The 9933-nt window shown below is 71.8% G+C and carries 6 protein-coding genes; 5 read left to right on the plus strand and 1 reads right to left on the minus strand.

The window, feature by feature from the left end; all coding sequences use genetic code 11:
- The first annotated feature begins 20 nt into the window (after positions 1-20).
- Positions 21-1010, plus strand: a complete 990-nt coding sequence (holA, locus tag ACFCZF_RS21400) for a DNA polymerase III subunit delta (RefSeq protein WP_375915230.1) — start codon at positions 21-23, stop codon at positions 1008-1010.
- A 213-nt stretch (positions 1011-1223) separates the two neighbouring features.
- Here the strand turns inward: holA and rpsT are convergent, their stop codons facing one another.
- Complete coding sequence (gene rpsT, locus ACFCZF_RS21405; RefSeq protein WP_375915233.1) at positions 1224-1490, minus strand: 30S ribosomal protein S20; 267 nt, start codon at positions 1488-1490, stop codon at positions 1224-1226.
- A 308-nt stretch (positions 1491-1798) separates the two neighbouring features.
- Here rpsT and lepA point away from each other — a divergent pair, with 308 nt between their 5' ends.
- The 4 genes from lepA to hemW all read left to right on the plus strand — a co-directional run bounded on the left by lepA (position 1799) and on the right by hemW (position 9755).
- A complete protein-coding gene (gene lepA / locus ACFCZF_RS21410; protein WP_376672987.1) occupies positions 1799-3667 on the plus strand; it encodes a translation elongation factor 4 in 1869 nt (622 codons plus the stop codon).
- Positions 3668-3978: 311 nt separating this feature from the next.
- Positions 3979-5856, plus strand: coding sequence for an AMP-dependent synthetase/ligase (locus ACFCZF_RS21415; RefSeq protein WP_376672988.1), 1878 nt, complete (start codon positions 3979-3981; stop codon positions 5854-5856).
- 200 nt (positions 5857-6056) lie between these two features.
- Positions 6057-8357: a SpoIIE family protein phosphatase gene (locus ACFCZF_RS21420; RefSeq protein ID WP_376672989.1), complete on the plus strand. Its 2301-nt coding sequence runs from the start codon at positions 6057-6059 to the stop codon at positions 8355-8357.
- 165 nt (positions 8358-8522) lie between these two features.
- A complete protein-coding gene (gene hemW, locus ACFCZF_RS21425; RefSeq protein ID WP_376672990.1) occupies positions 8523-9755 on the plus strand; it encodes a radical SAM family heme chaperone HemW in 1233 nt (410 codons plus the stop codon).
- Positions 9756-9933 lie beyond the last annotated feature (178 nt).

Below are 9933 nucleotides of genomic sequence, written 5' to 3' on the forward strand. Positions count from 1 at the left end.
TGCGTGCGATGCTTGTCGCGATGGCCAGGAAGACTGCGAATGACGACCCTCTCGCCCCGGTGACCCTTGCCGTGGGCCAGGAGGACCTCCTGCTCGACCGTGCCGTGCGGGAGGTGGTGGCCGCCGCGAAGGCCGCCGACGCCGACACGGACGTACGCGACCTGACCCCCGACCAGCTGCAGCCCGGCACACTCGCCGAGCTCACCAGCCCCTCGCTCTTCGCCGAGCGCAAGGTCGTGGTCGTACGCAATGCGCAGGACCTGTCCGCCGACACGGTCAAGGACGTGAAGGCCTACCTCGGCGCGCCCGCCGAGGAGATCACCCTCGTCCTGCTGCACGCGGGCGGCGCGAAGGGCAAGGGCCTGCTGGACGCCGCCCGAAAGGCGGGGGCGCGCGAGGTGGCGTGCCCGAAGATGACCAAGCCCGCCGACCGGCTGGCCTTCGTACGGGCGGAGTTCCGTACCGCCGGGCGGTCGGCCACCCCCGAGGCGTGCCAGGCGCTGGTCGACGCCATCGGCAGCGACCTGCGGGAGCTGGCCTCGGCGGTGTCCCAGCTGACCGCGGACGTCGAGGGCACGATCGACGAGGCGGTCGTCGGGCGGTACTACACGGGACGGGCCGAGGCCTCCAGCTTCACGGTCGCCGACCGGGCGGTCGAGGGACGGGCCGCGGAGGCACTGGAGGCGCTGCGCTGGTCCCTGGCGACCGGAGTGGCACCCGTGCTGATCACCAGCGCCCTGGCCCAGGGCGTGCGGGCGATCGGCAAGCTGTCCTCCGCCCGCGGCGGACGCCCCGCCGACCTCGCCCGTGAGCTGGGGATGCCGCCGTGGAAGATCGACCGCGTCCGGCAGCAGATGCGCGGCTGGACCCCGGACGGGGTCTCCGTCGCCCTGCGCGCGGTGGCCGAGGCGGACGCGGGGGTGAAGGGCGGCGGGGACGACCCCGAGTACGCCCTGGAGAAGGCCGTGGTGACGATCGCGCGCGCGGCGCGTTCGCGGGGACGGGCGTAGCCCGCCTCTCCGGGAAAGGCAGACCGGAGAAGGCAGACCGAAGGCCCCGGCGTCCGTCCTGGGGAAGGACAGCCACCGGGGCCTTCGGATCAAGCTCGTGGATCCATGCCCGCGTGGCGAACGCAGGCCGCGCACGGATCCTGGGTGCCGGACGGGAGCGGATGAGAGAGGGCCCGCTCTGGGTCCTTCCGGCGATCAGACCAGATGAGGGGTTCAGCCCTTGAGGGCGCCGACCTTCTGCGACAGCGCCGACTTCTTGTTGGCGGCCTGGTTCTTGTGGATGACGCCCTTGGAGACGGCCTTGTCGAGCTGGCGCGAAGCGACGCGCTGGTACTCGGTGGCCTTCTCGGCGTCACCCGCGGCAGCGGCCTCACGGGCCTTGCGGATCGCGGTCTTCAGAGAGGACTTGACGGCCTTGTTGCGCAGCCGGGCCTTCTCGTTGGTCTTGTTCCGCTTGATCTGGGACTTGATGTTCGCCACGAATGAGCCTTTGCAGGTTCAGGCACGAGGCCGCGAGGGTCCCGTGCCGATGATTTCTTGAAGGAGTGCCTCGCGCTGAGAGGGCAAGAGACACAGCCCCCCACACTACCAGCGGCCCACCGAGCCACCCAAACCAGGCCTCTCCCCGCCCCCGGTCCGGCCCTGGCCCGCCCCCGATCCCGCCCCGCCCCCGCCCTCGACCCGTCCCAAACCCATCCCAGCTCCCCACCCGTGGGACGATGGAAGCTACGTATCGATCCGACCCGAGACCGCAGACACTGCGGACGCCTCAAGAATCAGGACCCTGCGTGCCCGCGACCCCCAGCCATGTGCCCGAGCCGAGCCGTACCGACCCGGCGCTGATCCGCAACTTCTGCATCATCGCGCACATCGACCACGGCAAGTCCACGCTCGCCGACCGGATGCTCCAGCTGACCGGTGTGGTGGAGCAGCGGCAGATGCGCGCCCAGTACCTCGACCGCATGGACATCGAGCGCGAGCGCGGCATCACGATCAAGTCCCAGGCGGTGCGATTGCCGTGGGCCCCCACCCACGACAAGAGCAGTACGCACATCCTCAACATGATCGACACGCCGGGGCACGTCGACTTCACCTACGAGGTCTCGCGGTCGTTGGCCGCGTGCGAGGGCACCATCCTCCTCGTCGACGCCGCCCAGGGCATCGAGGCCCAGACCCTCGCCAACCTCTACCTGGCGATGGAGAACGACCTCACGATCATCCCCGTGCTGAACAAGATCGACCTGCCGGCCGCGCAGCCCGAGAAGTTCGCCGAGGAACTCGCCAACCTGATCGGCTGCGACCCCGCCGACGTGCTCAAGGTCTCCGCCAAGACCGGCCTCGGGGTCGAGGCGCTGCTGGACAAGGTCGTCGCCGAGGTCCCGCCTCCGGTCGGCGTCAAGGACGCCCCCGCCCGCGCGATGATCTTCGACTCCGTCTACGACTCCTACCGCGGTGTCGTGACGTACGTCCGTGTCATCGACGGCCAGCTCAACAGGCGCGAGCGGATCCGGATGATGTCCACCGGCGCCACGCACGAGCTGCTGGAGATCGGCACCAACTCGCCGGAGATGCTCTCCGCCGACGGCCTCGGCGTCGGCGAGGTGGGTTACCTGATCACCGGCGTGAAGGACGTCCGCCAGTCCAAGGTCGGTGACACCGTCACCAGCATGCACAAGGGTGCCGAGGAGGCGCTCGGCGGCTACAAGGACCCCAGGCCCATGGTCTTCTCCGGCCTGTATCCGCTGGACGGCTCGGACTACCCCCTGCTGCGCGAGGCCCTGGACAAGCTCCTGCTCAACGACGCCGCCCTGGTCTACGAGCCGGAGACCTCCGCGGCCCTCGGTTTCGGCTTCCGCGTCGGCTTCCTGGGCCTGCTGCACCTCGACGTGATCCGCGAGCGGCTGGAGCGCGAGTTCGGCCTCGACCTGATCGCCACCGCGCCCAACGTGGTCTACCGCGTGATCATGGAGGACGGCGTCGAGCACACCGTCACCAACCCGAGCGAGTTCCCCGAGGGGAAGATCAACGAGGTGTACGAGCCGGTCGTGCGCGCCACGATCCTCGCACCGACCGAGTTCATCGGCGCGATCATGGAGCTGTGCCAGACCCGGCGCGGCACCCTGCTCGGCATGGACTACCTCTCCGAGGACCGGGTGGAGATCCGCTACACCCTCCCGCTCGCGGAGATCGTCTTCGACTTCTTCGACCAGCTGAAGTCGAAGACGCGTGGTTACGCGTCGCTGGACTACGAGCCCACCGGCGAGCAGACCTCCAGCCTGGTCAAGGTCGACATCCTCCTGCACGGCGACAAGGTCGACGCCTTCTCGGCGATCACCCACAAGGACGCGGCGTACGCGTACGGCGTGCGGCTCGTGGCCAAGCTGCGCGAGCTGATCCCGCGCCAGGCCTTCGAGGTGCCCATCCAGGCCGCCATCGGCTCCCGGGTGATCGCCCGCGAGACCATCCGCGCCATCCGCAAGGACGTCCTCGCCAAGTGCTACGGCGGTGACATCTCGCGTAAGCGGAAGCTGCTGGAGAAGCAGAAGGAAGGCAAGAAGCGGATGAAGATGGTGGGTTCCGTGGAGGTTCCGCAAGAGGCCTTCATCGCGGTCCTGTCCAGCGATGACAACGCGGGGTCGGGCAAGGGCAAGAAGTAACCGGGACCGTCCTCGCGGCGCGTCCCGCCCAGCCCGGCAAAACGGACACGAAGGGGCCCGCCGTGCGAAAGCGCGGCGGGCCCCTTCGCATGTCACGGGTGGGCCTCTGTACGAAGTGACAGGGCGCGGAGACTTACGCACGGGCCACTCGCCCTTTACTCTGATGCCTGCTCGCTAGTTACTCGCGAGTTAAACAACGCCTGAACAGGCCTGAACAACCGCCCGAGAGTGAACCAGCCGCACCTGAACCAGCCGCACCTGAGTCGGCCGCACCGACCCGGCCGCACCGTCGCGGGCCCACGGAGGATGTCGTGAGCGACACACAGACACTGATCGAGAACCGTCCGCCCTCCGTGGCGGGACTCTTCCTGGAGCGGGTGGCGGCCACGCCGGACGCCGAGGCCTACCGCTACCCGGTCCCGTCGGCCTCCGGCGAGGGGCCGGACGACTGGAAGTCGCTGACCTGGGCACAGGCGGCCGAACGGGTCTACGCGATCGCGGCCGGCCTGATCGAGCTGGGCATCCAGCCGCAGCAGCGCGTGGCACTGGCCTCCGCCACACGGCTGGAGTGGATCCTGGCCGACCTCGGCATCATGTGCGCGGGCGCGGCGACGACCACGGTCTATCCGCAGACCAACGCCGACGAGTCGGCGTACATCCTCTCCGACTCCGAGAGCAAGGTGCTGATCGCGGAGGACGCCGCGCAGCTGGCCAAGGCGAAGGAGAAGCGCGGCGAGCTGCCCGAGCTGACGCACGTCGTGGTGATCGACGCGACCGGCGCGGACACCACCGAGGACTGGGTCCTCACCCTCGGCGAACTGGAGGCCCTCGGCGCGGCCCGCCTGGAGAAGGACCCGGAGCTGGTCACGAAGCGGGTCGGCGCCCTCACCAAGGATCATCTCGCCACCCTCATCTACACCTCCGGCACCACCGGCCGGCCCAAGGGCGTCCGCCTCCCGCACGACAACTGGTCGTACATGGCGAAGGCGATCGCGGCGACCGGCCTGTGCACCGGCGACGACGTGCAGTACCTGTGGCTGCCGCTCGCGCACGTCTTCGGCAAGGTGCTGACCTCCGGCCAGATCGAGGTCGGTCACGTCACCGCCGTCGACGGCCGCGTCGACAAGATCATCGAGAATCTGCCGGTCGTCCAGCCGACCTACATGGCGGCCGTGCCGCGCATCTTCGAGAAGGTCTACAACGGCGTCGCCGCCAAGGCCCGGGCGGGCGGCGGAGCCAAGTACAAGATCTTCCAGTGGGCCGCGGGCGTCGCCCGCGAGTACGCCAAGGTCACCCAGGACAACTTCAAGCGCACCGGCACCGCGAGCGCGCCCGCCGGACTGCGCACCAAGCACGCCGTCGCCGACAAGCTCGTCTACGCCAAGATCCGCGAGGCCTTCGGCGGCCGCCTGCGCGCCTGCGTCTCCGGCTCGGCCGCCCTCGCCCCCGACATCGGCTACTTCTTCGCCGGCGCCGGCATCCACATCCTGGAGGGCTACGGCCTCACCGAGTCCTCCGCCGCGTCCTTCGTCAACCCCGGCGAGGCCTACCGCACCGGCACGGTCGGCAAGCCGCTGCCCGGCACCGAGGTGCGCGTCGCGGACGACGGCGAGATCCTGCTGCGCGGCCCCGGCATCATGGAGGGCTACCACAAGCTGCCCGAGAAGACCGCCGAGGTGCTGGAGGCCGACGGCTGGTTCCACACCGGCGACATCGGCGAGCTCTCGCCCGACGGCTACCTGCGCATCACCGACCGCAAGAAGGACCTCATCAAGACCTCGGGCGGCAAGTACATCGCGCCCGCCGAGGTGGAGGGCCAGTTCAAGGCGGTCTGCCCCTACGTCTCCAACATCCTGGTGCACGGCGCCGACCGGAACTTCTGCACCGCGCTCATCGCCCTCGACGAGATCGCGATCACCCAGTGGGCCGAGGAGAACGGCCTGGGGGGCAAGCCGTACGCGGAGATCGTCGCGGCGCCGGCGACCGTAGAGATGGTCGACGGCTACGTCAGGCAGCTCAACGAGGGCCTCCAGCGCTGGCAGACCATCAAGAAGTTCCGCCTGCTGCCCCGCGACCTCGACGTCGAGCACGGAGAGATCACGCCGAGCCTGAAGCTGAAGCGGCCGGTGGTGGAGCGGGAGTACAAGCACCTGATCGAGGAGATGTACGACGGCTCGCGCGAGGCGTAGTGCGGGCCGGCGCCGTGGTCCGGTCCGCACGGCTGGTGCCCGAAACTGTCCGTCTTCCGGCTGTCTTCGAACGTTCGCCTAGCACGGTTCTCACTCATGGCGGCCCACTTCGGTAACTCCGCGCTTATGGACGGGGTCGGTCTGTCACTCTGTCGGCATCGACTGCGAAGTATTCGCACGAACTGCCCGGGGAGCCGTCCATGGGGGCCATTCCGACGCAACGGGAGACCGCCTCCCGCGCCAGTGGAGCGCCCGCGCTCGCTGCTGAGGCATACGCCCAGGAGTGCGCGCGGGCGCACGTGACCCTGCTCGGAAGCTCCCTGGCGCCCGGCGCGGCCCGGGAGATGGTGCGGGCCGCGCTCGCCGACTGGGCCGAGCTCGGCCTGCCCGGCACGGAACAACTGACCGAGCATCTCGCCGCCGACGCCCTGGTCGTCGTCAGCGAGCTGGTCACCAACGCCGTCGTGCACGCCGGCACCGACGTCGAGGTGGGCTGCCGGCTGGAGGAGACGGGCACCCTCGTCGTCGAGGCCACGGACCACCACCCCTCCCGCGCCCCGAGGAGCGGGGACCACGAGACGCCGCACGAGATCCCCGAGTACGGGCGCGGCCTGCGGCTCGTCGCCGCGCTCTCGGAGGCCTGGGGCATCACCTACCGCCCGGGCACCAAGACGGTGTGGGCGCGCCTCCCGGCCGCGGGCGCCGAGACCGCCGAGCAGATCGAGGCGTACGCCGGGGGCCGTGGGGCCGCTCGGCGCCCCGAGCCGGCGGGCACGGAGCCGGCGGGGGAGGGGGGCGGAGGTTCGACGGGTCTGGGCGGCCCGGGGGCTCCGGCGGGCCCGGGTGTCTCGGGGGGCCTGGGTGCCCCGGGTGGTGAGATGACTCTCGACGGGCAGATGGCCCTGGAGGGCCCGCCGGTCCTGGAGGGGCAGCCGGTCCCGGAGGGCCCGCCGGTCCTGGAGGGCCTGCCGGTCCTGGAGGGCCTGCCGGTCCTGGAGGGGCAGCCGGTCCCGGAGGGGCAGCCGGTCCTGGAGGGCCCGCCGGTCCCGGAGGGGCAGCCGGTCCTGGAGAGGCCAGTGGTCTTGGAGGGGCCGACGGTCCGGTACGGCTCGGAGAGCCAGAGTGGCGGTGACTGGCGGGACGGAACGGCCAGGACCGTTCGGCGTGGTGTTCGGGACCGGGAGTGGCTGGGCCGCGGCGCCCTGTCCTTCCTCGCCGAGGCGTCCGACCTTCTGGCCGGGCAGCTCGACGAGGACCTGGTCGCCTCCCTCACCGGGCAGCTGATCGTGCCGCGGCTTGCCGACTGGTGCGCCGTGTGGCTGGAGGACGAGTCCCTGGGCCGGGGAGCGTGGAGCGACGACCCCGGGGCGGCCGTGGGAGCGCGGCTGGCCCGCGTCTGGCACGGCAGCGAGAGCCACATCGAGGAACTGCGCCGGGCCCTGGAGAAGGACCCGCCCCGCCCGCGTGACCTGTGGCGATCCGGCCCCGTCGCCCACCCCTGGCCCGGCGAGGCGCTCGGCCCGGACGGCACGCACGGTGCCGCGCTCGCCTACCGCCTGGTCGCCGGCGGCCGGCCCCTGGGCACCCTGGTCATCGGGCGGGCCGGTGCCCCCGGCTTCCCCGGTTTCCCCGACGAGATCACCGGCCTGGTCGAGGACCTCAGCCGCCGGGTGGCGCTCGCCATCGGCGCCGCCCGTCAGTACGCCCGGCAGGCCACCATCAGCGCCGTCCTCCAGCGCGGCCTGCTGCCCGGCGCGGTCGCCGAGATCCCCGGCGTGCGCAGCGCCCTCGTCTACGAACCGTGCGACAAGGGCGGCCCCAGCGGCGACTTCTACGACCTCTTCCCGGCCGGTGACGGCCGCTGGTGCTTCGCCGTCGGCGACGTCCAGGGCAAGGGCCCCGAGGCCGCCGTCGTCATCGGCCTCGCCCGGCCCTGGCTGCGGCTGCTGGCCCGCGAGGAGTACGGCGTCCCCGACGTCCTCGACCGCCTCAACCAGCTCCTCCTCGACGACGCCACCGAGGCCGCGGACGCCGCCGCCCGCGCCCTGGTCGCCGTAGGCCCTCCGGTTGCCCCGGGCGACGGACCGCAGACCCGTTTCCTGTCCCTGCTCTACGGCGAACTCGTCCCGTTCGACGGCGGCGTCCGCTGCACTCTCGCCTCAGCCGGGCACCCACTGCCGCTGCTCCTCGACCCCGACGGCACGGTGCGCACGGTCGCGCAGCCGCAGACCCTGCTCGGTGTCGTCGAGGACGCGACGTACACCAGCGAGACCTTCGAGCTACGGTCCGGCGACACCCTGCTCTGCGTCACGGACGGGGTCACCGAGCGGCGCAGCGGCTCCCGCCAGTTCGACGACGGGGACGGGCTGGCCACGGCCCTCGCCGGATGCGTCGGGCTGGACGCCGGGCTGGTCGCCGAGCGCATCAGGCGGCTGGTGCACGAGTTCGGGCCCCGGCCCCCGGAGGACGATCTGGCGCTGCTGGTACTCCAGGCGGATTGAGCGCGCGGGCGGGGGGACACACGCGGGCGAGGATCACGCGTGGGCGAGGATCACGCGCCGGCGGAGATCACGAGCGGGCGGAGATCACGAGCGGGCGGAGATCACGAGCGGGTGGGGATCACACGCCGGCGGAGGCCACACGCGGGGTGCGGGACAATGGAACGCATGCCCTCCGCACTCCCCGACGGCGAGCCCGTCCCCGCCGACGGCGCCCTCCCGGCGTCCGCGCTCGCCGGTGCCGCCGGCCGCCCCCTCGGCTTCTACCTGCATGTCCCGTACTGCGCGACCCGCTGCGGTTACTGCGACTTCAACACGTACACCGCGACGGAGCTGCGCGGCACCGGCGGCGTCCTCGCCTCCCGCGACAACTACGCCGAGACGCTCACCGACGAGGTCCGCCTGGCCCGCAAGGTGCTCGGCGACGACCCCCGCGAGGTCCGCACGGTCTTCGTCGGCGGCGGTACGCCCACGCTGCTGGCCGCCGGCGACCTGGTGCGGATGCTGCACGCGATCCGCGACGAGTTCGGCCTGGCGGCGGACGCGGAGATCACGACGGAGGCCAACCCGGAGTCGGTCGACCCGGCGTACCTCGCCACCCTCCGCGAGGGCGGCTTCAACCGGATCTCCTTCGGCATGCAGAGCGCGAAGCAGCACGTCCTGAAGGTGCTGGACCGCACCCACACCCCGGGCCGCCCGGAGGCCTGCGTCGCCGAGGCCCGCGCGGCCGGCTTCGACCACGTCAACCTCGACCTGATCTACGGCACCCCCGGCGAGACCGACGACGACTGGCGCGCCTCCCTGGACGCGGCGCTCGGCGCCGGACCCGACCACGTCTCGGCGTACGCCCTGATCGTCGAGGAGGGCACCCAGCTCGCCCGCCGCATCCGGCGCGGCGAGGTCCCCATGACCGACGACGACGTCCACGCCGACCGGTACCTGATCGCCGAGGAGGCGCTGTCGGCGGCGGGCTTCGACTGGTACGAGGTGTCGAACTGGGCCACCTCGGACGCGGGGCGCTGCCTGCACAACGAGCTGTACTGGCGGGGCGCCGACTGGTGGGGCGCGGGGCCGGGAGCGCACAGCCACGTGGGCGGTGTGCGCTGGTGGAACGTGAAGCACCCCGGCGCCTACGCGGGGGCGCTGGCGGCGGGGAAGTCGCCGGGGGCCGGGCGGGAGGTCCTCACGGACGAGGACCGCCGCGTGGAACGCGTCCTGCTGGAGCTGCGGCTGCGGGAGGGTGTGCCGCTGTCCCTGCTGCGGGAGGCGGGGCTCGCGGCGTCGCGGCGGGCGTTGTCCGACGGGCTCCTCCAGGAGGGGCCGTACGAGGACGGGCGTGCGGTGCTGACGCTGCGCGGGCGGTTGCTGGCGGACGCGGTGGTGCGGGATCTGGTGGACTGACGGACTGACGGACTGACTGACGGACTGACTGACGGACTGACTGACCGGCCTGGGTTCGCCCCCGCCGCCCCTTCCCGTCCCGACCAGGGGGGGGGGGCTCTCGGAGCCCCCTCATCCCCCCCCCCCCAGCAAGGGGCAGTTCTCATCGGTCCCCGAGAAACCCCCCCCCACCAGCCCC

The organism is Streptomyces sp. NPDC056296 (genome assembly GCF_042268605.1).
Lineage (GTDB): Bacteria > Actinomycetota > Actinomycetes > Streptomycetales > Streptomycetaceae > Streptomyces.